Raw genomic sequence first — 26,666 nt, forward strand, 5'->3', positions numbered from 1 at the left:
CAGCACGGCAACCCGCGCGAGGTAGGCTGGCGGATCGTTGCGCCGCCGTTCCGCGTTCGGCTTCGTACGTCAATATCCGGAAAATGCCGTGGTTTTGGCGGAATATGAAGCTCTGGAGAGCGGACGTGCCGAGAGGCGCGCTCGCTCGTTCTAGCTATCGGGGCGTCGGCGCGCCCCGGTCGAGCGCGTCGCACGAGCGGTTGGAAGGAGCACTACCAATGGGCGAGGGGTACGCATGACCGACACCGGCCAGGTCCCGGGCGAGGGTCAGCCGGAGAACGCAGGCGGACATCCCGGGCAGCCGCAGCCGGCGGCCGCTCCCTCTCCTGCCGATGCCGGACCGGCCCCGCAGCCGGGCATGGTGCCTCCTCCGGGCGAATACCCCTATGTCGACCAGCCCGACGGCGCCGTCGAGGACGACGATCTGCTGCTGATGCCGGGCGCCCAGGGCGCCTGGAGCGAGCAGCCGGCACCCCAGCCGCTCCCGCAGCCCCAGGAGACCCACCAGGGCCCGGACCAGCAGCTTCCGCAGGGCGCCCCGTATGACGCGGCCGCCCAGGGGGCCACCGGCTTCGAGCCGTTGCCCGCCCAGGCCGGTGACCATGAGAGCGGCGGCCGGGATTCCGGTTCCGTCGACCTCGGCGCCGTCCGCATTCCGCAGCCCGCGGCACCCCAGCAGCAGGACCGGGCCCGTGCGGCCGCCCCCGCCACGCCCCCGCGCCGTCCGCTGCACATGGGCCCGCCGGTGCCCGACGCGACCGGCGGCGTGGTCCGTTCGCTGGCCGACCGCGGACCGGCGGAAGCGCCCGCGCAGTCCGTCGCGCCGCAGGTGGAACCGCCCACCGGCGGCCCGGAGTACTTCGACGCCCCGGCCGGGGGCCCCGAGGCCATGGCGGGCCCGCCGGCCGGCGGAGCCCATCCCGGGCAGCAGTTCGGGGACGCGGCGGCGCAGGGCTTCGCGGCGCCGTCGTACGGCGGGCAGCCCTACGAGGGCCAGTTGTCCGCCGAGCAGACCTACGGGGCAGCGGGCCAGGGCCCGTTGCCCGGTCCGCAGCTCGGCGAGATCCCGTCGCAGGTGACGCCGTTGAGCGAGCCCTCGGCCCAGGCTGCGTCGGACGGGGTTGCAGAAACGGTCGCCCCCGAGATGCCCACCGCACCCGAGGCCGCGCAGCCCGTTCCGCAGGACGCAGCACTGCCCACCGAGCAGCCGCAGCCGCTGCCCGCCGAGACCGCCGCGCAGCCCGCCGATGCCGCGTCCGTCGTTGCGGACGTCCCCGGGGCCGTGCCGGGTGAACAGGCCGATGCGCCCGCGCAGCCGCAGGATGTGACGGTGGAGGCGCAGCCGGATGCGGCGGCGCCGGGGCAGGACGGAACGGCCGGGGCGGAAGGCGCCGTAGCGGAAGCCACGGCACCGGTTGCCGCCGTAGCGGAGGCCCCCGGTGCCGATGCCGTTGCGCCGGACGCCCCTGCTCAGGACGAGCCCGCTCAGGACGCCGCCGCGGTGGTCCAGCAGCCCGAGGCCTTGGCCACGGACGTCCCGCAGCAGGCCGTGGACCAGGATGGGAGCGCCGAGGCCGGAGCCGAGCCCGAGGCGCAGGCACAGTCCGTCGGGAGCCCCGCCCCCGCCGCGGCCGACGAGGTCGTGCAGTCCGCTGAGCCCGCTGAGCCCGCCGAACCCGAAGCGGACCAGCCGGCCGCCGAGGCACCGGCCGCCCCTGTCGACGTGACACCGGCACCGCAGCCCGTACAGCCCGCCGACGACGGTCCGGCCGGCGCCGTGCCCGAGGCCACCGACGTACCCGAGGCCGCCCACGTGCCTGTGACCACCGACCAGCCGCAGCAGCCCGCCGACCAGCCGCAGCCCGTCGAACCGGCCCCCGCCGTCGAGGCGACCCAGCCGGAGCCCGGGACGGAGGCCGCCCCGGGCGAGGCTCCCGCGGCCGAGGCCGCCGGCGATCTCCCCGTGGCCGGGCCCGTAGCCACCCCGGAGCCGGCCGCCGTGCCCGAGGATTCCGTTGCCCTCCCCGTATCCGAGGAGGCCGCGCCCCCGGAACAGGCCGTCATAGAGCCGCCCGAGACGCAGCAGCCGGCCGCCGGGCAGCCGCAGCCCGGTGCCCCCGCCGATGCCGCAGGGCAGCAGACCGCCGAGGCCCCCGCCCCGGCCGCCGCGCCGCAGGGCCCGGACACCGTTGCCGGGCAGCAGCCCGCAGCGGACGGTGCCGAGAGCCCCGCCGAACCGGCCACCCCCACGGCCGATGCGGCCCCGGACACTGCCCCCGCCGCACCCGCCCCGGCCCCTGCACCCGACGGGACCGCCGGGACGGACGAGACCGCCGGGCCCGAAGCGAGCGCCACCACGGACGAGACGCCCGTGACCCCCACGACCGACGAGCCCGCTGAGCACGCCGGCCCCGCCGCCCCGCTCCCCGAGCCCCCACCCGTCGTAGTCCACATCCCCGCCCAGGCGTCCGGCGAGCAGCCCGCGACGGCCGTACCCGCACCCGCCCCCGACGCCCCGGCCGCCGCCCCCGACGACATGCCCCAGCAGCAGGACGCCACCGCCCTCGTCCAGCTCGGCGAGGACGACGACCAGGACGGCGACCAGCCGCAGCCGACCGGAGCACAGCAGTCCGCAACGGCGCCCGACGGCGACGCTGCCGACGCCCCGGCCGACGCGTCCCCCGCCGCCGGCTACGACGACTCCGAGCGCGCCGCCGTACACCGCGTGATGCGCGAACGCCGCGACATCCGCAACGGTTTCCGCAGCGACCCGATCCCCAACGATGTGCTGCTGCGCGTCCTGGAGGCGGCCCACACCGCTCCCAGCGTCGGCCACTCCCAGCCCTGGGACTTCGTCGTCATCCGCTCGGCCGAGACCCGCGAGAAGATGCACCAGCTCGCCATGCAGCAGCGCGAGGCGTACGCCAAGTCGCTGCCCAAGGCGCGCGCCAAGCAGTTCCGCGAGCTGAAGATCGAGGCGATCCTGGAGACGCCGGTCAACATCGTCGTCACCGCCGACTCGACCCGTGGCGGCCGGCACACCCTCGGCCGGCACACCCAGCCGCAGATGGCCCCGTACTCCTCCGCGCTCGCCGTCGAGAACCTCTGGCTCGCCGCCCGCGCCGAGGGCCTGGGCGTCGGCTGGGTCAGCTTCTTCGACGAGCGGGAGATGGTCCGCGAACTGGACCTGCCCGAGCACCTCGAAGTCGTCGCCTACCTGTGCGTCGGTTACGTCGACGAGTTCCCGGAAGAGCCCGAGCTGCTGCAGGCCGGCTGGTCCAAGCGCCGTCCGCTGTCCTGGGTCGTCCACGAGGAGACCTACGGCCGCCGTGCGCTGCCCGGCGAGAGCCCGCACGACCTCCTCCAGGAGACCTTGCAGGGCATCCGCCCGCTGGACGCCAAGGCGCTCGGCGAGGCCTGGGAGCGGCAGAAGCGGATGACCAAGCCCGCCGGGGCGCTGGGCATGCTGGAGATCATCTCCGCGCAGCTGTGCGGACTGTCCCGCAAGTGCCCGCCGCCGATCCCGGAGCCGGCCGCCGTCGCGATCTTCGCCGGTGACCACGGCGTGCACGCCCAGGGCGTGACCCCCTGGCCCCAGGAGGTCACCGGCCAGATGGTCGCCAACTTCCTGGGCGGCGGCGCGGTCTGCAACGCCTTCGCCCACCAGGTCGGCGCCGAGGTCTGCGTCGTGGACGTCGGCGTGGCGAGCGACCTCCCCGCCACCCCGGGGCTGCTGCCGCGCAAGGTCCGCCCCGGCACCGCCGACTTCACGGCGGGCCCGGCGATGACCCAGGAGGACGTGCTCAAGGCGATCGAGGTCGGTATCGACACCGCCCGCGATCTCGTCGCGGCCGGCAACAAGGCGCTGCTCACCGGCGAGATGGGCATCGCCAACACCACCACCTCCGCCGCGCTGATCGCCGTCTACACCGGCGTCGATGCGGCCGAGGTCACCGGCCGCGGCACCGGCATCAACGACGAGACGCACGCCCGCAAGGTCGAGGTGGTCCGCCGCGCCCTGGAGCTGCACCAGCCCGACCCGGCCGACCCGATCGGCGTCCTCGCCGCGATCGGCGGCCTGGAGCACGCGGCCATGGTCGGCCTGATCCTCGGCGGCGCCTCGCTGCGTACGCCGGTGATCCTCGACGGGGTGAGCGCCGGCGCCGCCGCACTCGTGGCCCGCGCCATCGCCCCCGAGGCGCTGGCCGCCTGCATCGCCGGCCACCGCAGCGCCGAGCCGGGCCATGTCGCGGCCCTGAACAAGCTGGGCCTGCGTCCGCTGGTCGACCTCGATCTGCGCCTCGGCGAGGGCACCGGCGCCCTGCTGGCGCTCCCCGTGGTGCAGAGCGCCGCCCGCGCCATGCACGAGGTCGCGACCTTCGACTCCGCCGGAGTCACCGAGAAGATCTGAGCGGAGCAGCCGCCCGCCCCCGCATGACCCCCGGCCCGCAGCCCCATAGGCTGTGGGCCGGGGCCTTACCCGCCACCCCGGCCGTACCACCTCTTCACCAGCCGCTTCAGCGCCGCAGCGGCTTGGCCGGCCGTCGAACTCGCCTCATCCGTACAAGGAGCCGTACCGCCATGGCTGAGCATGCCGCCGAACACGCCGCCTACCCCGTCGGACTGCGGCTCTCCGGCCGTCGGGTGGTCGTCCTCGGGGCCGGGCAGGTCGCCCAGCGCCGGCTGCCGTCGCTTCTCGCCGCGGGCGCCGATGTCCTGCTGATCTCCCCGTCCGCCACCCCGTCCGTCGAGGCGATGGCCGACGCCGGCGAGATCCGCTGGGAGCGCCGCCGCTACCAGGACGGCGACCTCGCCGACGCCTGGTACGCGCTGATCTCCACCGACGACCCCCAGGCCAACGCCGCCGCGTCCCAGGAGGCCGAGGACCGCCGGGTGTGGTGCGTACGCTCCGACGACGCCGAAGCGGCCACCGCCTGGACCCCGGCCACCGGCCGCAGCGAGGGCGTCACGGTCGCCGTGCTCACCGGCCGCGACCCGCGCCGCTCCGCTGCCGTACGCGATGCGATCGTCGAGGGCCTGCGGGAGGGCAGCATCGCCGCTCCGCACCACCGTCGCCCGCACACCCCGGGCGTGGCGCTGGTCGGCGGCGGCCCCGGCGACCCCGATCTGATCACCGTCCGCGGCCGCCGGCTGCTCGCCGAGGCGGACGTGGTGATCGCCGACCGGCTCGGCCCCCGCGACCTGCTCGCCGAACTCCCGCCGCATGTCCAGGTCATCGACGCCGCAAAGATCCCCTACGGCCGCTTCATGGCGCAGGAGGCGATCAACCAGGCGCTGATCGAGCACGCCAAGGCGGGCAAGGCCGTGGTCCGGCTCAAGGGCGGCGACCCGTTCGTCTTCGGCCGCGGCATGGAAGAGGCCCAGGCGCTCGCCGACGCCGGTATCCCCTGCACGGTCGTCCCCGGGATCTCCAGCACCATCTCGGTGCCCGCTGCCGCCGGTATCCCCGTCACCCACCGCGGCGTCGCCCACGAGTTCACCGTCGTCAGCGGCCATGTCGCCCCCGACGACGAGCGCTCCCTCGTGGACTGGCCCTCGCTCGCCAGCCTGCGCGGCACCCTCGTCGTCCTGATGGGCGTCGAGAACAGCGGCGCCATCGCCGCCAAGCTCATCGAGCACGGCCGCGCCGCCGACACCCCGGCCGCCGTCATCCAGGAGGGCACCACCGCCGCCCAGCGCCGGGTCGACGCCACCCTCGCCACGCTCGGCGAGACCGTACGGGCCGAGGGCGTACGCCCCCCTGCGGTCATCGTGATCGGCGAGGTCGTCACCGTCGCCCCCGCCCCCACCCGCAGGTAAACCGGTCCCGTACGCGGCACGGGACCCCCGACACCGACGAAGGCACTCTCCCCGTGGCAGAAATCATCACCGTCGACGACCCGGACGACCCCCGGCTGGCCGACTACACCGGCCTGACCGACGTCGAGCTGCGGCGCCGGCGCGAGCCCGCCGAAGGGCTCTTCATCGCCGAGGGCGAGAAGGTCATCCGGCGCGCCCGGCACGCCGGCTACCGGATGCGCTCGATGCTGCTCTCGGCGAAGTGGGTCGACGTCATGCGCGATGTCATCGACGAGATCCCGGCACCGGTCTACGCCGTCAGCCCGGACCTGGCCGAGCGGGTGACGGGTTATCACGTCCACCGCGGCGCCCTGGCCTCCATGCAGCGCAAGCCACTGCCCCCGGCCGGGGACATCCTGGCCGGGGCCCGGCGCATCGTGGTGATGGAGGCGGTCAACGACCACACCAACATCGGTGCGATCTTCCGCAGCGCGGCGGCCCTGGGCATGGACGCGGTGCTGCTCTCCCCGGACTGCGCCGATCCGCTCTACCGCCGCTCGGTGAAGGTCTCCATGGGCGCGGTGTTCTCCGTGCCCTATGCCCGTCTGGAGAGCTGGCCCAGGGACCTCGCCGCCGTACGGGAAGCGGGCTTCAAGCTGCTCGCACTGACCCCGGCCGAAAAGGCCACCGCCCTCGACGAGGCCGCCCCGCACACCCTGGAGCGCGCCGCCCTGATGCTGGGCGCGGAGGGCGGCGGCCTGAGCACCGGCGCGCTGCGGGCCGCCGACGAATGGGTCCGCATCCCGATGGCGCACGGCGTGGACTCGCTCAACGTCGGAGCGGCCGCCGCGGTGGCGTTCTACGCGGTGGCGACGGGCCGCCCGGAGTCCTGACCCGCCGGCCACCGGCGGCCGGTCAGCCGGAGTCGGCCTGACGGAGTCGGCCTGACGGAATAGTGCCCTGACGGAATGGTGCGGAGGGGGATATCTCTCGACGGGAACATCTCCCTGGGAATCACTCCCTGGGAACCACTCCCTGGGAATATCTCCCTGGCCCCGCCGAGTTGTGGCCCCACAGGGGGCGCCCGCATCCCCTAGGGGATCTGTTCCCCCGCCCCCCAGGGCCCGCCCGCGCCTACGCCCCCGTACGAGGCGACCGGCGCCGGCCGTTCCACCCCCAGCCCGCTGGTCGGCCCCTGACACCCCTGCGCGGCCGCGATACCCAGCGCCACCAGCAGCGTCACCACCACGAACACGATGATGCGCTGACGCAGCAGCCGGCGGTCGGGACCGGGCCGGCGCCCGCCCGAGGTCGTCCGCACCGGAGTACGTGAACCGTTTCGCCCCGGCGGACGGGCGGCCGGGGCACCCCGAGCGGCGCGCCCGCCGGTCCGCGGACCCTTCCCCGCGGCCGAGGCCGGACCGGACGGCCGGGCGGCCGCGTCACGCGGCGCCGCGGGACGGGGGGAATGCGGCCGCGGAGTGCTCCCCCCGGTCCGCCGCTCGGTGCGCTGCCGCGCGTACTCCTCGGCCCGCCGGCCGGTCGGCCGCTCCGACAGACGGCGTTCCCAGCCGGCCCCGGCCCCCGTCCCGCTCTCCAGGGGGCCGCCCGACAGCCCGTGCGCCTCACGGGCGGCGATCTCCTTGAGCCGCAGCGACAGCGACAGGGTGCTGGGGCGGTCCGCCGGATCCTTGGCCAGACACGAGGCCAGCAGCGGCGCCAGGGCATCCGGCACCCCGGCCAGCTGCGCCTCCTCGTGGACCACGCGGTAGAGCATGACCTCCGAACTTCCCTGCCCGAAGGGGGAGTCCGCGGTGCAGGCGTAGGCGAGGGTGGCGCCCAGCGCGAAGATGTCCGTCGCCGGGGTCACGGCGGCCCCGCGCACCTGCTCCGGCGCCAGAAAGCCCGGCGAGCCGACGGCCGTGCCCACATGCGTCAGCGTGCTGGCGCCGGTCGCCCAGGCGATACCGAAGTCGATGATCCGCGGGCCCTTGGGCGACAGCAGAATGTTGGACGGCTTCAGATCGCGGTGCACCACGCCCGCGTCATGGACGGCCAGCAGCCCCTCGGAGAGCGCGGCGCCGACGGAGGCGACCTGCGCGGGGGACAGCGGCCCCTCCTCGTTGACCTTGTCGTGCAGCGAGGGGCCCGGGACGTACTGCGTGGCGAACCACGGCCGGTCCGCGTCGAGATCGGCCGCCACCAGCCGCGCCGTACAGCCGCCGCGGATCCGCCGGGCGGCCGACACCTCGCGCGCGAACCGCGAACGGAACTCCTGATCCTCCGCCAGATCCGGCCGGATCACCTTGAGCGCCACCCGCTGCCCGCGCTTGTCCGAGCCGAGATAGACCACGCCCATCCCGCCCGCGCCCAGCCGACGGTGCAGCCGGAACGTCCCGACGACACGCGGGTCCTCGCGTCGGAGCCGCATCATCGCCATGTCCGTCCCCTACCTGCGGTGGGGAGCCCCCTCCGCTGCCAACCGTCTGACGTGGCACAGCTTACGGATTGACGGCTCGCTGTGCGCAGAGGCCGCGCATGCGTCGGCCGCCGGATTGTCCGTGGCCGGTGCCGATTCCGCAGCACAGGGGCGGAATCGGGCCCGGCCCCGCCCGGCTTCGTGCCGGGCCTCCCAAAGATCCCTCACAGCAGGGGGATTGACACGATGAAGGGTGATCGGGCCCGGTTGGTGAGGGATGCCGGGGATACGGTCCCGGCCGGAAAACGGCGGCGGGCGGGGCAGCGGGACGGGGCAGAGCCGCCGGGTGCGGGGGAGCGGCCGGCGTGAGCGAGGTCACCCTCAGGAGTGCGTGCGCCGCCGCATTTCGACGGTACCCCTCGGGGATGCCCCCCAGGTCCTGGACGTGTCTCTCCACCCAGGGGAGTACGTGCAGTCCGGTTTCGTCATCCTCCCGGAGGCCGACGAATCGGTACGACGGCATGACGCCTGCCGCCGGCCGGCTGCCTACTGTGGTGTTCAAGCGGCGGGCGCAGCACTCGTCCCCCGAGGTCAGACGCCCGCCGCCCCAGAAACGACGGGAGCGGGGCGATGGCAGAGACCTCAGGACGGACGGCCCTTCGGGCGCAGGGGCGCCGGGCCGCCGCGGCGTTCGACGGCCGGCAGTCCTCCGGCACTCGCCACCCCCTCGTCGCGGTGGCCATGGCGCTGCCGCTGGCGTTCCTTCTCGCCGTCGTCTTCGGCGGCTGGGAAGCCGTCATGACACAGGCGTCGTCCGTGGTCGGAATGCTGGGGCGCTGAACGGCGCCCCAGGACCCGGGAGAGCGGCCCGGGACGGGGACCTCCGGCTGAATCACCCCGTGGGGACGGGGGGTACGGCGGACGGCACGACGGCCGGGCATCTGGGGAGATGCCCGGCCATCGGGTTTTCCGGCCACGGCCCGTACCGGCCGCCCGTGGCCCGCGTACGATCCCAGGCCGGGCCGCACGGCCCGTACAGCCACCCACGGCGCATCTGGCCCATACGCCACCCACGGCACATCCGGCCCGCACGGGACTCGGGGGAACGATGACCGCACCACTGCTCGCCCGCCTGGCCGCCCTCACCGCGGCAGACGCCCCGGGCGGCACCCCGGACACCGCCCCCGAGGTGCTGGCCGACCGCCCCGACGGCACCGTCGTCCGCAGCGGCCGCACGGTCGCCAAGGCCCACGCCCCCGACGACGACCCGCACGACCTGGCCACCCGGCTGCGGATCGCCGCCCACCCCCTGCTGCACGGCATCCTGCTGCCCCCGCTCCCGGTCACCGCCCCCGACGGCCTCCTCACCCGCACCGACGACGGCCGGGCCCTCACCCGCTGGCCCTACGGCAGCCCGGTCGCGCCGGACGACCCCGACGCCGCGCCCTGGGAGGACGCCGCCCGCCTGCTGGCCCGTCTGCACTCCGTCGACCCGCGCCAACTCCCCGGCCCCGTGCCGCCGATGCGCGGCCCCGCCAAGGCCGCCCGCGCCCTGGCCCGGCTGCGTACCGCCCTGGCCCCCGCCGGCGGCCCGCCGTCCGCCCCCGGCGCCGGACCGCTGCCCGCGGCCGCCGCGGCCATTGCGCGCGCCGGGGAGCTGCTGCCGCCCTGGGCCCGGTGCGCGCCCTCTCCGCCGCGCACCGGCACCCTGTGCCACGGCGATCTGCACCTGGGCCAGCTGGTCCGCTACCCGGCCCCCGACGGCCCCTGGCTCCTCATCGACATCGACGACCTGGGCCTGGGCGACGGCGCCTGGGACCTGGCCCGCCCCGCCGCCTGGTTCGCCACCGGCCTGCTCGCCCCCGACATCTGGACGCGCTTCCTGGCCGCCTACCGCGCCGCCGGCGGCCGCGCCGTCCGCCCCGCCGGTGACCCCTGGCCCGACCTGGAGATTCCCGCCCGCGCCCTGACCGTGCAGACCGCCGCCCGCGCCGTCGCCAAGGCCGCCGACGCCGCCCGCCGGCTGGACGAGGCGGAGACCGCGCTGGTCGATGCCTGTGCCCGGATGACGCCGCTGCCGCAGCACTTGGCGCCTGCCGGGCCCGTCGTAGGGTGAACCCCGCGCCGCCGGGAGGCCGTTCCGGAGGCGCCGCAGCGAGCAGTGCCGGATGAGAAGGAGTGAAGCCGACGATGCAGTGCCCCAAGTGCCATGCACCGATGCACACATACCAGCGCAATGGCGTCCAGATCGAGCAGTGCGCCGGCTGCCGGGGGATCTTCCTGGACTACGGCGAGCTGGAGGCGCTGAGCCGGCTCGAAGCGCAGTGGATCCAGCAGCCCCCGCCGCCGCCCGCCCCGCAGGCCTACCCGCCCGCCCCTGCCTGGGGAGCCCCGCACCAGAGCCACCATGGCCACCACGGACACCAGGGCCACCACGGTCATCACCACCGCAGCTTCGGCCACATGCTCTTCTCGTCCTGAGCGCTCTTGTTCCGATCGCTCTTGTTCTGAAAAACGCCCGAGGGCCGGAGCGATGTGCTCCGGCCCTCGGGATCAGGTGTGGACGATACTGGGATTGAACCAGTGACCTCTTCCGTGTCAGGGAAGCGCTCTCCCGCTGAGCTAATCGTCCTCGGGACCGCAGATCACGAAGATCCGCAGCTGCGTGCGCGATACTGGGATTGAACCAGTGACCTCTTCCGTGTCAGGGAAGCGCTCTCCCGCTGAGCTAATCGCGCGGGGCCCGGTGAAGCCGGGCAGTGGACGATACTGGGATTGAACCAGTGACCTCTTCCGTGTCAGGGAAGCGCTCTCCCGCTGAGCTAATCGTCCTTGGAGGTGGAGACGGGATTTGAACCCGTGTAGACGGCTTTGCAGGCCGTTGCCTCGCCTCTCGGCCACTCCACCAGGAGTGAGGGGGTTCGGGAAGATCCCCCACATCGAGCGGACGACGAGACTCGAACTCGCGACATCCACCTTGGCAAGGTGGTGCTCTACCAACTGAGCTACGTCCGCAGGTGTCTCTCCCAGACTACGTCCGGGAGCTACTCGGCCTCCGGGGCGCTTCCGCGTCCCGGCGACGTGTTGAACTCTAGCGGATTCCGGGGCCAGTACAAAAACGCGTTTGTGCAGCGTGCTGCGCCGGGCCGCCCGGCACAGGCGGGGTCCGGGCCGCCGCCATAGACTCGCTGACGTGCACGACTTCGCTCCCATGGCCCGCTTCGGCGGCCTGATAGCCACCGACCTGCGCGATGTGACCAGTGATCCCGCGGCGCTGGACTCCTCGGGCTGGTGGGCGGTGGCCGCCGACTTCGAGGGCGCCGTGGTCTGCGCCCGCTTCGGCGACGTACGACCGGCCACCGCAGCGGACGAGCCCGCCCCCGGCGGCTGGCGCGGCCCCGTACCCGGCGCCTGGACCAGTTCGCTGGACCGGGACGCCTATACCGGCGGCGTACGGCGCATCCGTGAACACATCGCGGCCGGCGATGTCTACCAGGTGAATCTCTGCCGGGTCCTGACCGCGCCGCTGCCCGATCCCGGCCGCGCCGACGTCGATGCGCTGTCCGCCGTGCTGGCCCGCGGGAACCCGGCCCCGTACGCGGGCACGATCCGGCTGCCCCGGCACGGCGTCGAGATCGCCAGTGCCTCCCCGGAGCTGTATCTGCGGCGCGACGGCCGCACCGTCGCTTCCGGGCCGATCAAGGGCACCGGCCGGACCGCGGCCGATCTCTCGGAGAAGGACCGGGCGGAGAACGTGATGATCGTGGACCTGGTCCGCAACGATCTCGGCCGGGTCTGCGCCACCGGGACCGTCACCGTCCCGGCACTGTGCGCCGTCGAGGAGCACCCCGGCCTCGTCCACCTCGTCTCCACGGTGCGCGGTGAACTGGCCGAGGAGAACGAGAAGACCGCCTGGGCGGATCTGCTGGACGCCACCTTCCCGCCCGGGTCGGTCACCGGCGCCCCCAAGTCCAGCGCGCTGCGGATCATCGACGAGCTGGAGACCGCGCCCCGCGGCCCGTACTGCGGAGGCATCGGCTGGGTCGATGCGGACCGCCGCACCGGTGAGCTCGCGGTCGGCATCCGTACGTTCTGGATCGACCGCACCCCGCCCGGCGGACCGGTGCTGCGCTTCGGGGCCGGCGCGGGGATCATCTGGGACTCCGATCCGGAGCGGGAGTGGGCGGAGACGGAGTTGAAGGCGCGCAGGCTGCTCGCGGTAGCGTCGGGCGCGCACGAGGCGACTGGAGGTACGCGATGAAGATCTGGCTCGACGGAGCACTGCAGGAGGCCGCCGGCGCCCGGGTCTCGGTCTTCGACCACGGGCTGACGGTCGGCGACGGAGTCTTCGAGACCATCAAGGCCGAGCACGGCCGCGCCTTCGCCCTCACCCGCCATCTGGAGCGGCTGACCACCTCCGCCCGCGGACTCGGCCTGCCCGATCCCGATCTCGACGAGGTACGGCGCGGCTGCGCGGCGGTCCTCGACGCCAACCCGATGGCCCTCGGCCGGCTGCGGCTCACCTACACCGGCGGCGTCTCCCCGCTCGGCTCGGACCGCGGCGACGCCGGTCCGACGCTGGTCATCGCGCTGTCCGAGACCGCACGCCGCCCCGACGGCACGGCCGCCGTCACCGTCCCGTGGACCCGCAACGAACGCGGCGCCCTCACCGGCCTGAAGACCACCTCGTACGGCGAGAACGTCGTCGCCCTGGCCCGCGCACGGGAACAGGGCGCCTCCGAGGCGCTGTTCGCCAACACCGTGGGCGCGCTCTGCGAGGGCACCGGCTCCAACGTCTTCGTCGTCCTGGACGGCGAACTGCACACCCCGCCATTGCACTCCGGCTGTCTGGCGGGCATCACCCGGGCCCTGACCATCAGCTGGGCCGGCGCCAAGGAGACCGATCTGCCGCTGGACGCCCTGGAGCGGGCCGAGGAGATCTTCCTGACCTCCACCCTGCGCGACGTCCAGGCCGTCACCCGGATCGACGGCCGCCAACTCGCCGACGGCCCGGGCCCGGTGACCGCGGAAGCCATGCGGATCTTCGACGAGCAGTCGGCCGCCGACTTCGATCCGCGGTGATGACGGGAGCGCGCGCGGGCGAGTAGAAAGTCCTGGTGACCACAACGCTGCGCCCCGCGGGACCGGAAGAACGGCACGACGACGGGGGCCGGGCCCGCCCCTACGACATCTGCGTCAACAGCCGCCGGGTCGGCGGGATCCGGCTGACGACCGACGCCCGGTTCGGCCCGACGGCCGGCCGGATCGCGGACCTGGCCATCGACGCAGCGGACCGGCACCGCGGCCGCGCCACGGTCGCCGCGCTCGCCGCCGAGGAAGTGCTGCGCGGCTGGGGCTGCCGGCAGATCGAGCTGACCGTCCCGGCCGGCGCCGCGGCGGCCCGGCGGCTCGCCGCGACGCTGGGTTATACCGAGCGCAGCCGCACGATGAGCAAGTCCCTCGCCGGCCCGCCCGCCCTGCCCGACGGCAGCAGCGACCGGGCGCTGAGCGAGGAGGAGTACCCGGCCTGGCGGGAGGCCGCGCTCGCCGAGCACCTCCGTACGCAGCTGGCCCAGGGGATGCCCCGGGCCCGCGCCGAAGAGGCCTCGGCCGCCGGCCATCGCGCACTGCTTCCCGACGGCGTCGCCACGCCCTACCAGGTGCTGCGCATCCTGACCCACGGCGGCGCGGACGTCGGCAGCATCTGGGTCGCCCTGCGGATGCCGGAACAGCCGGGCGGCTATGTGGTCGACGTGCAGGTCGCGCCCGGACACCGCGGGCAGGGGCACGGCCGCACCCTGATGCTGGTCGCCGAGCGCGAGAGCCTCGCCGCCGGCCGCACCACCCTCGGGCTGAACGTCTACGCGGACAACGCGCCCGCGCTCGGCCTCTACACCTCGCTGGGCTACCGGCCCACCGGCTATCTGCTCTGGAAGCCGATCCTGTGACGGAGTCCGGCGGGGCTGAGGCTCAGTCCTGTTCGGCAAGCAGCCGGTCGGCGATCTCCTCGATACGGGCCCGCAGCCCCTCCTGGCTCGTGCCGCCGTCCAGCCGCTCGCCGCCGATCACATACGTCGGGGTCCCGGTCACCCCGATCGCCTTGCCCTCGGCCTGGTCCGCGTCGACGATCAGCAGATGCCGCCCGTCGATCAGCGCGGTGTCCAGCTCCTCGGCGTCCAGCCCCAGCTCCCCGGCGACCTCCAGCAGCAGCTTCTCGCCCCGCGCGGCGAGCTCCCCGCTGCGCGCCAGCACCGCCTCGATGTACGGCCAGCCCTGCCCCTGCTCGATGGCCTCCTCGGCGGCCTGCGCGGCGACGTAGGCGTGCTTGTGCTTGGCCAGCGGGAAGTGGCGCAGCCGGATGTCCAGCCGGTCGCCGTAGTGCGCCCGCAGCGCCCGCAGGTCCTCCAGGGCGGCGTGGCAGTCGGGGCACTGCAGTTCGCACCACACGTCCAGAACGGGGCGGACGGGAGGCGCGGCGGCGGAGCTGGTGGAGTCGTTCATGGGAGTCAGTCTTCCAGCCCTCCGGCCGGTGCCCGAACCGGGACCTGCGAAGGAGCCCGACCCCGAGATGTCCCTGAGGCCGTACCGGAACATGGTCCGTGCGGCCCCGGACAAGGCAGGATGGAAGGGAGCAGACTGCCTGCTCACCCATCCATCGGCAGGAGGACCGGATGCTGACCTCGACCGTCTGTGCCGCGGTGTCGGCAGCGGGCCTGGGCATCGCCGCGATCACGGCATACCGCAAGCGGTTCCTGGCCGCGACCCGCATCGCCGCCTTTTCCCTGATCCCCATCGGCCTGGTGATGACCGGCGTCATCGACTGGGTCACCGGCATCGTCTTCAAGCCCACGGTCTGGGCCGGCTTCGGCCTGCTCGCGCTCTCGTTCGTGCTGTTCATGCTCAGCCGGGCCGCGGAGCGCCGCAGGGGCGGGATCGGCAGCCGCAAGGAGCGCAAGGCCGCGGCAGGCTCCCGGCCCGACGCGGTGGCCCCGGCCGCCTCCGCCCCGTCCCTCGGCGCGGGCCGGGCCGCCGCGCAGCCGGCCGCCAAGGGGAAGGCCGCGCCGGACAAGGCCGGTGCCCCCAAGGATGACTTCTCGGACATCGAAGCGATCCTGAAAAAGCACGGGATCTGATGAACTACCGCTGCTGAGGCGCCGATCGGCCGCGCTCAGACGATCATCTGCGTCATGATGCGCGCGAGATGAACGATGAGTGCGCCCTCGCCCAAGACGACGCCCCGTCCCCCGAACCGCGCGGTTGCCTGTTCGCGCTGTCCCAGCCGCCGCTGATGCTCTTCCTGGCCGTCATCGGCTTTCTGCTCCTCCTCGGAGCCGTACACGACCTCTACATCCTGTGAGGCCGTCCGGTGCGTCGCGGACCAGGGCCGATCCGGCCGGGGCCGCGCGGCAGGGGCTCAGCCCGCGGCCTCCCGCCGCCGTGCCCGGTAGGCCGCGACATGCAGCCGGTTGCCGCAGGTACGGCTGTCGCAGTAGCGCCGGGAGCGGTTGCGGGAGAGGTCGACGAAGGCATGCCGGCAGTCCGGCGCCTCACAGCGCCGCAGCCGCTCGCGCTCCCCGGCAACGACGATGAACGCCAGCGCCATCCCGCCGTCCGCGGCCAGATGCTCGGCGACCGAGGCGCCCGGCGCGAAGTAGTGGATGTGCCAGTCGTACCCGTCGTGATCGGTCAGTCGCGGGGTGGTGCCCGCCGAGGCGACCAGCGAGTTCAGCTGCTCGGCCGCGGTGCGGTCGTCCCCGGCCGCGAAGATCTGCGCGAACCGCTCCCGCAGGGACCGTACGGCGCTCAGATCGCCCGTACCGAGCGTGCCCACGTCGCTGATGTCGTTGCGCCGGACGAACTCCCCGAGGGCCGCGAGATCGGCCAGGCTGTCGGGCGCCCCGGGCGCTTCGCCCTCCGGAGCGGTGTTCAGCAGATCGACGACCGCGTCCAGTGCGCACCGGGTGTCATGGGTGATCATCACGGTTCCGCTCCCTGGCAGGGTGGGGCCGGACGGGTACCGCCCCTGGTGTGGTGGCCGAATGGTCGCCGACTCTAGCGCTTCGAACAAGCTTCAGCGCCGACTCCGCGGTGGGTCCGCGGCGACGACGCCGAAGTGTGCCGTATGAACTTGTCGGTCCTGCGCCGTCTCCCCGAGTCGGACGGGCGCAAGTGTGAGCGGGTGAGTGCTTTCGGTAACCGGTCTGCGTCTCAGCTCTCCGCGAGGATGTGCGAGAGCTCGGTGTCGAGATCGAAATGCCGGTGCTCCGTACCGGGTGGTACGGCGGCATCGGTCCTTTTGAGGAACGACTCGAGAGCCCGCGCGGGCGCCTCGAGCAGGGCCTCGCCCTCCGGGGAACTCAGGGCGATGCACACGACGCCCTGTCCGTGGCTCCGGGACGGCCATACGCGGACGTCTCCGGTGCCCGTGGGCCGGTGCAGGCCCTCGGCGAGGAGGTCGCGGGCGAAAACCCATTCGACGGTCTCCTCGGCTCCGGTGTGGAAGGTGGCATGCACGGCGTAGGGATCGGCCGTGTCATACCGCAGGCCCGCGGGTACAGGCAGTGAGGACTCGCTCGACACAACGAGGCGCAGGTGCAGCTCGCAGCTGACCGTGGTGTTCATAAGCGCCAGGGCCTTTCGCTCAGTGTGCGCTCGGGGATTCGCACGTCGGCGAAATCGACATGCCACCTACGGTGCCGTTGTAAACCCCTCTGACGGTTTTGGGTGGCTTCAGGTACCTCTTCCGGCGGATTGCGAGATCGTCCTCGTCGGTAATTCCGGCGAACCCGCACCTTCCGGTAAGTTTGTGACCATGAATACGCAGAGTAACGGGGGGTCGGGAATCGTGGAGGAAGACGCTCCGGCCGGGCAGCCGCTCGGTTCGAGAGCGCCGCACTTCATCAAGCGCTCCCGGCCGCTTCACATGAGCTGGCAGGTCGGAGTTTTCGTCGTCGGGCTCGCGGTCGTCGTGGCCGGCGTGATCATGCTGCCGCTGCCGGGGCCGGGCTGGTTGGTGATCTTCGGCGGTCTGGCGATCTGGGCGACGGAGTTCGTCTGGGCCCAGCTGGTGCTGCGCTGGACCAAGCGCAAGGTCACCGAAGCGGCGCAGAAGGCGCTGGACCCCAAGGTGCGCCGGCGCAACATCGCGCTGACCGCCACCGGCGTGGTGATCATTGCGGTGGCGCTCGGGGCCTATGTGTGGCAGTTCGGCTTCGTGGTGCCGTGGCACGTTCCGGAGTGACCGGGAAATGGTCAGAAGTGCCCCCCGGCGTGGGGTAATGTTGGCGATGCGCCCGGGCGATTAGCTCAGTGGGAGAGCGCTTCGTTCACACCGAAGAGGTCACTGGTTCGAACCCAGTATCGCCCACCCCGGACGGCGGCCCGGAGACTCCAAGTCTCCGGGCCGTCGCGGTTGTTGGACGGGCGCGCCGCCCGGGGGCGCACACTGGGATCATGTCCGACTGGTCACGCCGTCTGCACCGCTACCGCTTCCGCACCGTTTGGCTGCTGCCCGCGACGCCCACCGTCGTCTATGCGGTCCTCGAACGTGCCGAGGCCTACCCCTGCTGGTGGCCGCAGGTCCGCGCGGTGACCCCGCTCGACGACCGCAGCGGGATCGCCCGGTTCCGGTCGCTGCTGCCGTACGACCTGACGGTGGTGGCGAGCGAGCGGGTGCGCGACCCCGGCAGGGGCGTGCTGGAGACGGTGCTGCGCGGGGACCTGGCCGGCTGGGCGCGCTGGACGGTCGTCCCCGGGGCGGGCGGCACCCGCGTCGTCTTCGAGCAGGACGTCGAGCTCTGCAAGCCGCTGCTGCGCAGGTTCGCGCTGCTGGGGCGGCCGGCGTTCCTCGCTAATCATGCGCTGATGATGCGGGCCGGGCGGCGCGGCCTGGCCGCCTGGCTGGCCCGTGGATGAGCGGCGCCGGTCGCCCCGGAGGGCGGCCCCGGGGCGCCGGTGAACAGGAATTTGATGCCAGGCCCGGGCGGCCTGTATTGTTCTGCTCGTTCGAGCGGGAAGCTCCGCCGACACCCGGGCGATTAGCTCAGTGGGAGAGCGCTTCGTTCACACCGAAGAGGTCACTGGTTCGAACCCAGTATCGCCCACCGGGATCAAGAACCGGGCCGCCAAAAAGCGGTCCGGTTCTTTTTGTTGGAGAACGCCGCGCGGGAATTCCCCCCGGCCCTTTGCCGGCCGGCCCCGGAAATTGCTGATGAACAATCAGGCCGCGGCGGGGAGGTCGGGACGCAGCGGCCAGTGCGGATCGACGGATTCGGGATTGCCGCTGCGAGCGAACCACGCCTCCAGCCCGCGCGCCTGTGCCGCGTGCCAGACCGCCTGCCGGGTGTGCAGCTCCGCCGGCTGGAGCCCGTCCAGGCGGTCGGCGAAGCGGTGGCCCAGGGCCCGGACGACCCGTAGCGCGGCGAGTGCGTCGGCGGCCGCCTCATGGGCGTCGGTCAGCTCGACCTCGTAATGCGCACACAGGTCGGTGAGCGTACGGCGGCCCTTGCGGTAGCGGTCCAGGTGCTTGTCGAGGACCCGGGGGTCCAGGACGCGCAGCGGATGGCCGCCCAGGTAGGCGTCGAGCGAGCTGGCGCGATGCCGCCTCAGCTCGCGCTGCAGGAGGGTGAGATCGAACGGGGCGTTCATCACGACCAGCGGGCGGCCGGCCACCGACTGGGCGGCCAGGGCGCGCGCGACCTCCTCCAGCACCGGCGCCGGCCAGCGGCCGTGCAGCGCGAGATGGTCGGCCGTCAGGCCGTGCACCGCCGTCGCGGCCTCGGGTATCTCCACGCCCGGGTTGATCAGCCAGCGGGTGACCCGGGGCGCGGAACGCGGGGTCTCCTGGACCACCAGGGCCGCGGAGACGATGCGGTCCCGCTCGACGTCGATGCCCGTGGTCTCGGTGTCGAAGGCGGCAAGCGGACCGTCATACCAACACGGCATCATCCCAACTCCTCGCGCTCGTACGGCGGATGACGTGCGCGTCATCCGAGCTGGTGATACCCGAGCGGCCCGGTCGTCGAACCGCCTTTGTTTGCGGACCACTTGACGGGGAGACAACCAGAGGGACGGGCCGGCGCGGATTTTGCCCCCTCCCCGTCATCCACACGCATCGATCGGCACAGCCCGGAAGGCCTTGAGCGATGACGCTCGCGCAGCCCGAACCGGGCGGGCTGCTGCCCCCGCGGGTCCCCCCGCAGCGCGGCGGACTCGCCACCACTGCCTGTATGGAGACCCTTCAGGTGGGGTATCTGCACGCGGTCGCCGCCGCCTCCGGGTGCTCGCTGGCGCAGCCCTTCCCGGACAACGGAATCGACTGGCACGTCAGCCATGGCGCGCCCGGCCACACCGTCGACGACGAGGTCACCATCAAGGTGCAGCTCAAGTGCACCTACCAGACCGCACCCCGCCCGCCGGGGCCGACCTTCGCCTTCACCCTCGACAACGACCATCTGGTGAAGCTGGCCCGCACCCCCGTCACCGTGCACAAGATCCTGGTCGTGATGCTGGCCCCGCGGACCCGGGAGGACTGGCTGCGGGCCTCGCACGACCGTCTCGAACTGCGGCACTGCTGCTACTGGATCAACCTGGCCGGTCATCCGGTGACCGGCCGGCGCAGGACCACTGTGCGGATTCCGACCGCGCGGATCTTCGACGACCGAGCGCTCTGCGAGATCATGACGCGGGTCGGGGCGGGAGGGAGACCTTGATGTACCGGCCGACCGACGATCACGATGCGCGGCTGCTGGATCCCGCGCAGCTCGACCCGGCGGTGCTCGGTGCGCTGCTGGCGCGGCACGGCTGGCGGCGCCGGGGCGGGGCCGCCGGCCATTACGCCCGGTGGACGCCGCCCGGCGGCGCGGCCGGCACCAGCCTGCTGGTGCCGCACGACCGCCGCTTCCCCGACAGTGGGGAGCTGCTCGCGGAGGCGCTGGCGGCGCTGGCGCAGAGCGCCGCGCCCTCGGCCCGCGAGGTGCTGATGGGGCTCGCGGTGCCCAGTGACGAGGTGCGCTGGGAGCGGGAGGTCCCCGACGGGGGCTCCGGGGCCGCGCACTGGGTGGCGCAGGAGCAGCTGCGCGGGGCGGCCCGCTCGATGCTGGTCGCCGGGGCGCTGGGGACGTACGGCCGGGCCGGCTACTACGGCGCGCGGCACCGCCTGCAGGCCGAGGGGTTCCTGGGGGACGTGCTGGTCGGTCCGGCGGTGGCCGGGCGCCGGCTGACCGCGTTCGTCCCGGTACGCGGCGGGCGCGGCGCGGTCGCCGGGCTGCAGCGGGCGCTGCACGCGGCCCGTGACGCCACCGACTACCAGCGGGCCACCGGCGGGATGGAGGCCTTCGACGCGGCCGTCGAACTGGGGGTCTGCCATGAGCTGGTCCAGGCGCTGATCGCGCTGGTGCGGGATGCGGAGGGGGCGCGGATCTCGGTCGAGTGGTCACCGGGGGCCGGCGCCCCGGCCGGCTGTCCGGCCCGCCCCGAAGCGGTGGAGTTCTCGCCCGGCGATCTGCCCGCGCTGCAGCAGGCCGCCCAGCGCTACGTGCGCGCGGAGCCGTCGCTGCCGGTGCGGGTGACCGGCGCGGTGGTACGGCTGCGCAGGGAGCGGCCGGGCGGTCCCGGCACGGTGCGGCTGCGGGTGATCACCGGGGCGGACGTGGTGCAGGTGCGGGTCGCGCTGGGGGAGGAGGACTACCGCATCGCCGGGCACGCACATCTGGTGGGGCTGCCGGTCCGGGTGACCGGGCGGCTGGAGAGCCGGGGCGGATTCCGCCGCATCACCGGCGGCCGTGACGTCACGCCCGTACAGGTCGACGAGGCCGAGCGGGACCGGCTGCTGAAGTCGCTCCAGGAGAATCTCGACTTCTTCGAGGAGGCCTGCGGCGCGGAGGACTGAGCGCCCGCGCGCCGGGGTGGTGAAACCGTTTCGCGGTCCGGTCCGGCGGCTCGGTACGATTCTGCTGCGCAGCAATCGCTGACGCGAAAGAGACATGAGTCAGGAGAGACCGGTGTCAGACGTCCGTGTGACCGTCCAACGCGATTCCGAGCGGGAAGAACGCGTGGTGACCACGGGGACTACGGCCGCCGACCTCTTCCAGGGCGAGCGCAGCGTCGTCGCCGCGCGGGTGGCCGGACAGCTGAAGGACCTGGCGTACGAGATCGCCGACGGCGACGCGGTCGAGCCCGTCGAGATCACCTCTGAAGACGGTCTGAACATCCTGCGGCACTCCACCGCGCATGTGATGGCGCAGGCGGTGCAGGAGCTCTTCCCGGAGGCGAAGCTCGGCATCGGGCCGCCCATCAAGGACGGCTTCTACTACGACTTCGACGTCGAGACCCCCTTCCACCCGGACGATCTCAAGCGCATCGAGAAGAAGATGCAGGAGATCCAGAAGCGCGGGCAGAAGTTCGCGCGCCGGGCGGTCAGCGATGACGCCGCGCGCGAGGAGCTGGCGGACGAGCCGTACAAGCTCGAACTGATCGGGCTCAAGGGCTCCGCCGCGGACGCCGCCGAGGGCGCCTCCGCCGAGGTCGGCGCCGGCGAGCTGACCATCTACGACAACCTCGACGCCAAGACCGGCGACCTGTGCTGGAAGGACCTCTGCCGGGGTCCGCACCTGCCCAGCACCCGCGCCATCCCGGCGTTCAAGCTGATGCGCTCGGCCGCCGCGTACTGGCGCGGCAGCGAGAAGAACAAGCAGCTGCAGCGGATCTACGGCACCGCCTGGCCGACCAAGGACGAGCTCAAGGCGCATCTGGAGTTCCTCGCGGAGGCCGAGAAGCGCGATCACCGCAAGCTGGGGTCCGAGCTCGATCTGTTCTCCTTCCCGGAGGAGCTCGGCCCGGGCCTCGCCGTCTTCCACCCCAAGGGCGGCGTCGTCCGCAAGGTGATGGAGGACTACTCCCGCAAGCGGCACGAGGTCTCCGGCTACGAGTTCGTGAACACCCCGCACCTCTCGAAGGAGCGCCTCTTCGAGATCTCCGGGCATCTGCCGCACTACGGCGAGTCGATGTTCCCGGCCATCGAGTTCGACGAGCAGAACTACCGCCTCAAGGCGATGAACTGCCCGATGCACAACCTGATCTTCAAGTCGCGCGGCCGCTCCTACCGTGAACTGCCGCTGCGCCTCTTCGAGTTCGGGACGGTCTACCGCTACGAGAAGTCGGGCGTCGTGCACGGCCTGACCCGCTCGCGCGGCTTCACCCAGGACGATTCGCACATCTACTGCACCAAGGAGCAGATGCCGGAGGAGCTCGACACGCTCCTCACCTTCGTGCTCGACCTGCTGCGCGACTACGGCCTGAACGAATTCGAGCTGGAGCTGTCCACCCGCGACCCGGAGTCGGACAAGTTCATCGGCTCGGACGAGGACTGGGAGGAGGCCACCGAGGCGCTGCGCCAGGCCGCCGAGAAGCAGGGTCTGCCGCTGGTCCCGGACCCGGGCGGCGCCGCGTACTACGGCCCGAAGATCTCGGTGCAGGCGAAGGACGCGATCGGGCGGTCCTGGCAGATGTCGACTCTGCAGGTCGACTTCAACCAGCCCAAGCGGTTCGGCCTGGAGTACACCGCGGCGGACGGCTCCAAGCAGCAGCCGGTCATGCTGCACCGCGCGCTGTTCGGCTCGATCGAGCGCTTCTTCGGCGTCCTGCTGGAGCACTACGCGGGCGCGTTCCCCGCCTGGCTGGCGCCGGTCCAGGCGACCTGCATCCCGATCGGCGACGCGCATGTGCCGTATCTCCAGGAGTTCGCCGCGGAGGCGAAGGCCAAGGGGCTGCGGATCGAGGTGGACTCCTCGTCGGACCGGATGCAGAAGAAGATCCGCAACGCGCAGAAGTCCAAGGTACCCTTCATGATCATCGCCGGTGACGAGGACATGGAGGCCGGCGCGGTCTCCTTCCGCTACCGCGACGGATTCCAGAAGAACGGCATTCCGCGGGACGCGGCGATCGCCGAGATCCTGGATGTCGTGGAGCGCCGCGTCCAGGTGTGACGCCCGCTGCGTGCGCGGGGCCCCGGAGAGCGATCCGCTCCCCGGGGCCCCGTCACGTTTCGCCGTCCTGCCGGAAGCGGCGCAGCAGCCAGGAGGAGAACGAGCCCACCACCGCGCCGACCAGCGCCACCCCGACGAACATCAGCGCCACCGCGACCACCCGGCCGCGCGGGGTGACCGGGGTGGCGTCCCCGTACCCCGTCGTCGTCAGGGTCGAGGAGGCCCACCACACCGCGTCGCCGAAGGTGTGGATGTTCGCGCCCGGAGCGGCGCGCTCGTCGTGGTAGACGGCCAGGCTGGCCGCGAAGCCCAGCAGCAGCGAGGTGATCCCGGTGTACGCCATCACCCGGGCTTCGAGGGCGAGCCGCGGATGGTCCCGGCGCCGCTGCATCCGCTCGTGCATGTCGACGATCCGCAGCGGCCGCAGCAGGGGCAGCACGGTCACGATCAGGTCCAGCCAGCGGGTGCGCAGAAAGTGCCGGCGGTCGTTGCTGAGCGCCAGCCGCGCCAGATATTCGACGACGAAGAAGCCCCAGGTGACGAGGGTGACCAGCTCCCACCAGGTCTGCCAGCCGGGGGAGAGGTCGGGGACCAGCACCCGGACCGTGTAGGAGGTGAGGAAGAGGAGCGAGGCGGCAAGGAGGTACGGCTGGGCGGTCTGCTCCCAGTCCCACAGCCGCTGCTCCCTGTCCACCGGCACAGCATCGCGGAGCGGGGGGTGCCCGGCGCCCCAACGACACGGTGCCAATGGGCGAAGCCATATGCTGGCCCGTATGACAAGCGAGCCGGAGCAGCAGATCGGAGTCGGGACGCAGGACGCCTTCCAGCGCCTGTGGACGCCCCACCGGATGGCCTACATCCAGGGGGAGAACAAGCCGACCGGCCCGGGCGCCGGCGACGGCTGCCCGTTCTGCACGATCCCCGAGAAATCGGACGAGGACGGCCTCGTGATCGCGCGCGGTGAGCATGTCTACGCGGTGCTGAACCTGTACCCGTACAACGGCGGCCACCTCATGATCGTCCCGTTCCGGCACGTCGCCGACTACCTCGATCTGGACGGTCCGGAGACCGCTGAGCTCGCCGAATTCACCAAGCGGGCGATGACCGCGCTGCGTACCGCGTCCGGGGCGCACGGCTTCAACATCGGGATGAATCAGGGCACGGTCGCCGGCGCCGGGATCGCGGCCCACCTCCACCAGCACGTCGTCCCGCGCTGGGGCGGTGACACCAACTTCATGCCGGTGGTCGGCCACACCAAGGTGCTGCCCCAACTCCTCGCCGACACACGGGCGATGCTCGCCGACGCCTGGCCCGCGTAAGGCGGCGTCGCCTCGTCCGGGACCGCCGTCCGAGACGACACGCACCAGGGCGAATCGGATAGATCGCCCTAATTCCGATTAATTGCCCCTCTAATGGGGTGGTGACTTCCCTAGATCGCCGCTCCGTGCTGCGCGCGGCCGCCTCGGCGGCCGCCGCCGGTGCGCTCGTGGCGGGCTGTGACCCGGTCCGGGACGAGGACCCCGGCGCCCGGCACGCCCGCCGGGCGAGCCCGTCCGGGGAGGGCCACCCCGTGCCCGCCCCGGTGCACGCCGCCCGGCCGCCGACCCGGGTGCCCGGTCTGCCCGTGGAGATCGCGCACGGGCCGCGCACCGGCCATGCGGTCGCGCTGACCTTCCACGGCAGGGGCGACCCCATGCTGGCCAGGGCGCTGCTGGGCGAGGCCGAGCGGGCCGGTGCCCGGGTCACTGTGCTCGCCGTCGGGGACTGGCTCGACGAGCAGCCCGCGATGGCCCGCCGGGTGCTCGACGGCGGCCATGAGCTCGGCAATCACACCATGCACCACCGCAACATCTGCGCCCTGCCGGCCGCCGAGGCGTACGCCGAGATCAGCCGGTGCGCGGACCGGCTGCGCGCGCTCACCGGGACCATCGGCAGCTGGTTCCGCCCCTCACAGGCCCAGCGGGCCACGGATCTGGTGACCCGGCTGGCCCGCAAGGCCGGCTATCCGCATGTCCTGTCCTACGACGTGGACTCCCACGATGCCGACGACCCCGGAGCCCCGGCCGTCCAGCGCGTGGTCCTGGACTCGGTCGCACCGGGCTCGGTCGTGAGCCTCCACCTCGGGCACGCCGGCACGGTGGCCGCGCTGCCCCCGATCCTCGACGGCCTCCGCCGGCGCGGTCTGCGCGCGGTGACGACAACGGAGCTAGTGACGTGATGGCTGACCGGACCCGTACCCACCACCGCCGGATCCTGCGCGCGCGCCACCGGGCCGCCGCCCTGCTCGCCGTGGCCGCCGCGCTGCTGGCGGCGGGCTGCGGGGGCGGTGACAAGGCCGGCCCCTCCGCGCACAGCCAGCGGCCGGTCGAACGGGTGCCGCTCAAGGCCGCCAGGAACGGCCTGCCGGGGATGCCGCCGCTGCTGGACGCACACGACCTCTACGCGGCGGACCGGCCGGGCCTGTTGTCCCCGCAGGTCAAGGACTTCCCCTCGCGGATCTACGTCCCCAACACCGGGTCCGACACGGTCAGCGTCATCGACCCGAAGACCTACAAGGTCATCGAGACCATTCCGGTGGGCATCCAGCCGCAGCATGTGGTGCCCTCCTGGGACCTGAAGACCCTCTGGGTCAACAACAACCGGGGGCATGACCTCATCCCGATCGACCCCGCCACCGGCAAGGCCGGCGAGCCCGTCAGGGTCCACGATCCGTACAACCTCTACTTCACGCCCAACGGGAAGTACGCGATCGTGATGGCCTCGATGGACCGTCAGCTGGTCTTCCGCGACCCGCACACCATGGAGGTCCGCAAAGCGCTTCCGGTGCCCTGCGGCGGCGTCAACCACGCCGACTTCTCGCCGGACGGGCGGTACTTCATCGTCTCCTGTGAGTTCTCCGGCGAACTGCTCAAGGTCGACACCGAGAAGATGAAGGTCATCGGCCAGGAGAAGCTGCCCTTCGAGGGGGCGATGCCCCAGGACGTCAAGATCTCCCCGGACGGCAGGACCTGGTATATCGCCGACATGATGGCCGACGGCATCTGGGTCATGAACGGCGACAGGTTCGACCGGCCGCGGCTGATGCCGACCGGCAAGGGCGCCCACGGCCTCTACGTCAGCCGCGACTCGCGGTACATGTACATCTCCAACCGGGGCGAGGGCTCCATCTCCCTGCTGGACTTCAAGACCGGCGAACTCGTCGACAAGTGGCACATCCGCGGCGGCGGCAGCCCCGACATGGGCGGTCTGTCCACCGACGGCAAGGTCCTGTGGCTGTCCGGCCGCTACAACTCCGAGGTCTATGCGCTGGACACCCGTACCGGCAAGACCCTCGCCAAGATCCCCGTTGGCCAGGGCCCGCACGGTCTGGCCGTCTATCCGCAGCCGGGACGGTACTCCCTGGGACACACCGGCATCTTCCGCTAGCGGCGCCCGGCCGGACCCCGCGCGTACGGCCGGGCCCA

The 26,666-nt window shown here is 72.8% G+C and carries 25 protein-coding genes and 7 tRNA genes; 21 read left to right on the plus strand and 11 right to left on the minus strand.

The genetic code is table 11. The features are described 5' to 3' along the window. Positions 1 to 235 precede the first annotated feature (235 nt). The 3 genes from cobT to CPH93_RS28710 all read left to right on the plus strand — a co-directional run bounded on the left by cobT (position 236) and on the right by CPH93_RS28710 (position 6,692). Positions 236 to 4,411 (plus strand): nicotinate-nucleotide--dimethylbenzimidazole phosphoribosyltransferase, encoded by a 4,176-nt coding sequence (gene cobT, locus CPH93_RS28700; RefSeq protein WP_096214482.1) that lies wholly within the window; start codon positions 236 to 238, stop codon positions 4,409 to 4,411. 170 nt (positions 4,412 to 4,581) lie between these two features. Continuing rightward, positions 4,582 to 5,820: a uroporphyrinogen-III C-methyltransferase gene (gene cobA / locus CPH93_RS28705; protein WP_096214483.1), complete on the plus strand. Its 1,239-nt coding sequence runs from the start codon at positions 4,582 to 4,584 to the stop codon at positions 5,818 to 5,820. Positions 5,821 to 5,873: 53 nt separating this feature from the next. Then, positions 5,874 to 6,692 (plus strand): TrmH family RNA methyltransferase, encoded by an 819-nt coding sequence (locus tag CPH93_RS28710; protein WP_096214484.1) that lies wholly within the window; start codon positions 5,874 to 5,876, stop codon positions 6,690 to 6,692. 200 nt (positions 6,693 to 6,892) lie between these two features. Here CPH93_RS28710 and CPH93_RS28715 read toward each other — a convergent pair whose 3' ends face one another. Next, positions 6,893 to 8,239: a serine/threonine-protein kinase gene (locus CPH93_RS28715; RefSeq protein ID WP_096214485.1), complete on the minus strand. Its 1,347-nt coding sequence runs from the start codon at positions 8,237 to 8,239 to the stop codon at positions 6,893 to 6,895. 609 nt (positions 8,240 to 8,848) lie between these two features. Between CPH93_RS28715 and CPH93_RS28720 the strand changes: the two genes are divergently transcribed. The 3 genes from CPH93_RS28720 to CPH93_RS28730 all read left to right on the plus strand — a co-directional run bounded on the left by CPH93_RS28720 (position 8,849) and on the right by CPH93_RS28730 (position 10,699). Next, a complete protein-coding gene (locus CPH93_RS28720; RefSeq protein ID WP_093482263.1) occupies positions 8,849 to 9,058 on the plus strand; it encodes a hypothetical protein in 210 nt (69 codons plus the stop codon). A gap of 268 nt (positions 9,059 to 9,326) precedes the next feature. Next, positions 9,327 to 10,334 (plus strand): phosphotransferase, encoded by a 1,008-nt coding sequence (locus CPH93_RS28725; RefSeq protein WP_096214486.1) that lies wholly within the window; start codon positions 9,327 to 9,329, stop codon positions 10,332 to 10,334. A gap of 74 nt (positions 10,335 to 10,408) precedes the next feature. Then, entirely contained in the window at positions 10,409 to 10,699 is a 291-nt protein-coding gene (locus CPH93_RS28730; RefSeq protein ID WP_006607516.1) for a TFIIB-type zinc ribbon-containing protein, read from the plus strand. A gap of 79 nt (positions 10,700 to 10,778) precedes the next feature. On the opposite strand, the gene CPH93_RS28735 is transcribed toward CPH93_RS28730, so the two are convergent. From CPH93_RS28735 to CPH93_RS28755, 5 genes are all read right to left on the minus strand, one after another. Next, positions 10,779 to 10,850 (minus strand) — tRNA-Val (locus tag CPH93_RS28735). 34 nt (positions 10,851 to 10,884) lie between these two features. Beyond that, positions 10,885 to 10,956, minus strand: a tRNA-Val gene (locus tag CPH93_RS28740). 22 nt (positions 10,957 to 10,978) lie between these two features. Then, positions 10,979 to 11,050: transfer RNA gene (locus CPH93_RS28745), tRNA-Val, on the minus strand. 1 nt (position 11,051) lies between these two features. Beyond that, positions 11,052 to 11,125 (minus strand) — tRNA-Cys (locus tag CPH93_RS28750). Between the two features lie 35 nt (positions 11,126 to 11,160). Beyond that, a tRNA-Gly gene (locus tag CPH93_RS28755) sits at positions 11,161 to 11,233 on the minus strand. Positions 11,234 to 11,429: 196 nt separating this feature from the next. On the opposite strand from CPH93_RS28755, the gene CPH93_RS28760 reads away from it, so the two are divergent. From CPH93_RS28760 to CPH93_RS28770, 3 genes are read left to right on the plus strand one after another with little or no spacing between them, the layout of a single operon-like run. Further along, a complete protein-coding gene (locus CPH93_RS28760; protein ID WP_096214487.1) occupies positions 11,430 to 12,479 on the plus strand; it encodes a chorismate-binding protein in 1,050 nt (349 codons plus the stop codon). Further along, positions 12,476 to 13,300: an aminotransferase class IV gene (locus CPH93_RS28765; protein ID WP_093482260.1), complete on the plus strand. Its 825-nt coding sequence runs from the start codon at positions 12,476 to 12,478 to the stop codon at positions 13,298 to 13,300. Before CPH93_RS28760 ends, CPH93_RS28765 begins: the two co-directional genes overlap by 4 nt. 35 nt (positions 13,301 to 13,335) lie before the next feature. Beyond that, positions 13,336 to 14,166 carry a GNAT family N-acetyltransferase gene (locus CPH93_RS28770; RefSeq protein ID WP_096214488.1) on the plus strand — a complete coding sequence of 277 codons (831 nt, stop codon included), beginning with the start codon at positions 13,336 to 13,338 and terminating at the stop codon, positions 14,164 to 14,166. A 22-nt stretch (positions 14,167 to 14,188) separates the two neighbouring features. Here CPH93_RS28770 and CPH93_RS28775 read toward each other — a convergent pair whose 3' ends face one another. Next, positions 14,189 to 14,719, minus strand: a complete 531-nt coding sequence (locus tag CPH93_RS28775) for a DsbA family protein (RefSeq protein ID WP_096214489.1) — start codon at positions 14,717 to 14,719, stop codon at positions 14,189 to 14,191. 170 nt (positions 14,720 to 14,889) lie between these two features. Between CPH93_RS28775 and CPH93_RS28780 the strand changes: the two genes are divergently transcribed. Both CPH93_RS28780 and CPH93_RS36295 read left to right on the plus strand, forming a co-directional pair. Continuing rightward, positions 14,890 to 15,351, plus strand: coding sequence for a hypothetical protein (locus CPH93_RS28780; protein WP_093482257.1), 462 nt, complete (start codon positions 14,890 to 14,892; stop codon positions 15,349 to 15,351). 68 nt (positions 15,352 to 15,419) lie between these two features. Beyond that, positions 15,420 to 15,575 carry a hypothetical protein gene (locus CPH93_RS36295; protein ID WP_006607510.1) on the plus strand — a complete coding sequence of 52 codons (156 nt, stop codon included), beginning with the start codon at positions 15,420 to 15,422 and terminating at the stop codon, positions 15,573 to 15,575. Between the two features lie 57 nt (positions 15,576 to 15,632). On the opposite strand, the gene CPH93_RS28785 is transcribed toward CPH93_RS36295, so the two are convergent. After that, positions 15,633 to 16,199, minus strand: a complete 567-nt coding sequence (locus CPH93_RS28785) for a CGNR zinc finger domain-containing protein (RefSeq protein ID WP_093482256.1) — start codon at positions 16,197 to 16,199, stop codon at positions 15,633 to 15,635. A 227-nt stretch (positions 16,200 to 16,426) separates the two neighbouring features. Beyond that, entirely contained in the window at positions 16,427 to 16,840 is a 414-nt protein-coding gene (locus CPH93_RS28790; protein WP_003959770.1) for an SsgA family sporulation/cell division regulator, read from the minus strand. Between the two features lie 190 nt (positions 16,841 to 17,030). Here CPH93_RS28790 and CPH93_RS28795 point away from each other — a divergent pair, with 190 nt between their 5' ends. From CPH93_RS28795 to CPH93_RS28810, 4 genes are all read left to right on the plus strand, one after another. Beyond that, positions 17,031 to 17,459, plus strand: a complete 429-nt coding sequence (locus CPH93_RS28795; protein WP_173909901.1) for a TIGR02611 family protein — start codon at positions 17,031 to 17,033, stop codon at positions 17,457 to 17,459. A gap of 54 nt (positions 17,460 to 17,513) precedes the next feature. Next, a tRNA-Val gene (locus tag CPH93_RS28800) sits at positions 17,514 to 17,585 on the plus strand. An 86-nt stretch (positions 17,586 to 17,671) separates the two neighbouring features. Continuing rightward, positions 17,672 to 18,133 (plus strand): SRPBCC family protein, encoded by a 462-nt coding sequence (locus CPH93_RS28805; RefSeq protein ID WP_093482254.1) that lies wholly within the window; start codon positions 17,672 to 17,674, stop codon positions 18,131 to 18,133. Between the two features lie 116 nt (positions 18,134 to 18,249). After that, a tRNA-Val gene (locus CPH93_RS28810) sits at positions 18,250 to 18,321 on the plus strand. Positions 18,322 to 18,436: 115 nt separating this feature from the next. On the opposite strand, the gene CPH93_RS28815 is transcribed toward CPH93_RS28810, so the two are convergent. Then, complete coding sequence (locus CPH93_RS28815; protein WP_006607506.1) at positions 18,437 to 19,162, minus strand: exonuclease domain-containing protein; 726 nt, start codon at positions 19,160 to 19,162, stop codon at positions 18,437 to 18,439. A 200-nt stretch (positions 19,163 to 19,362) separates the two neighbouring features. Between CPH93_RS28815 and CPH93_RS28820 the strand changes: the two genes are divergently transcribed. The 3 genes from CPH93_RS28820 to thrS all read left to right on the plus strand — a co-directional run bounded on the left by CPH93_RS28820 (position 19,363) and on the right by thrS (position 23,202). Continuing rightward, positions 19,363 to 19,929, plus strand: coding sequence for a DUF4365 domain-containing protein (locus tag CPH93_RS28820; RefSeq protein ID WP_093482253.1), 567 nt, complete (start codon positions 19,363 to 19,365; stop codon positions 19,927 to 19,929). Beyond that, positions 19,929 to 21,107 carry a hypothetical protein gene (locus tag CPH93_RS28825; RefSeq protein WP_006607504.1) on the plus strand — a complete coding sequence of 393 codons (1,179 nt, stop codon included), beginning with the start codon at positions 19,929 to 19,931 and terminating at the stop codon, positions 21,105 to 21,107. Before CPH93_RS28820 ends, CPH93_RS28825 begins: the two co-directional genes overlap by 1 nt. 112 nt (positions 21,108 to 21,219) lie before the next feature. Further along, positions 21,220 to 23,202 (plus strand): threonine--tRNA ligase, encoded by a 1,983-nt coding sequence (gene thrS / locus CPH93_RS28830; RefSeq protein ID WP_096214490.1) that lies wholly within the window; start codon positions 21,220 to 21,222, stop codon positions 23,200 to 23,202. Positions 23,203 to 23,254: 52 nt separating this feature from the next. Here thrS and CPH93_RS28835 read toward each other — a convergent pair whose 3' ends face one another. Next, on the minus strand, positions 23,255 to 23,902 hold the full coding sequence (locus CPH93_RS28835) for a potassium channel family protein (RefSeq protein ID WP_173909902.1): 648 nt from the start codon (positions 23,900 to 23,902) through the stop codon (positions 23,255 to 23,257). A 61-nt stretch (positions 23,903 to 23,963) separates the two neighbouring features. On the opposite strand from CPH93_RS28835, the gene CPH93_RS28840 reads away from it, so the two are divergent. The 3 genes from CPH93_RS28840 (at position 23,964) to CPH93_RS28850 (ending at position 26,628) form a co-directional block, all read left to right on the plus strand. Next, positions 23,964 to 24,521 (plus strand): HIT family protein, encoded by a 558-nt coding sequence (locus CPH93_RS28840; RefSeq protein WP_093482250.1) that lies wholly within the window; start codon positions 23,964 to 23,966, stop codon positions 24,519 to 24,521. A 125-nt stretch (positions 24,522 to 24,646) separates the two neighbouring features. Beyond that, positions 24,647 to 25,420 carry a polysaccharide deacetylase family protein gene (locus CPH93_RS28845; protein ID WP_096214491.1) on the plus strand — a complete coding sequence of 258 codons (774 nt, stop codon included), beginning with the start codon at positions 24,647 to 24,649 and terminating at the stop codon, positions 25,418 to 25,420. Further along, positions 25,420 to 26,628 (plus strand): YncE family protein, encoded by a 1,209-nt coding sequence (locus tag CPH93_RS28850; protein ID WP_096214492.1) that lies wholly within the window; start codon positions 25,420 to 25,422, stop codon positions 26,626 to 26,628. Before CPH93_RS28845 ends, CPH93_RS28850 begins: the two co-directional genes overlap by 1 nt. Positions 26,629 to 26,666 lie beyond the last annotated feature (38 nt).

The sequence above is a fragment of the Streptomyces sp. 2323.1 genome (assembly GCF_900221035.1).
Lineage (GTDB): Bacteria > Actinomycetota > Actinomycetes > Streptomycetales > Streptomycetaceae > Streptomyces > Streptomyces sioyaensis.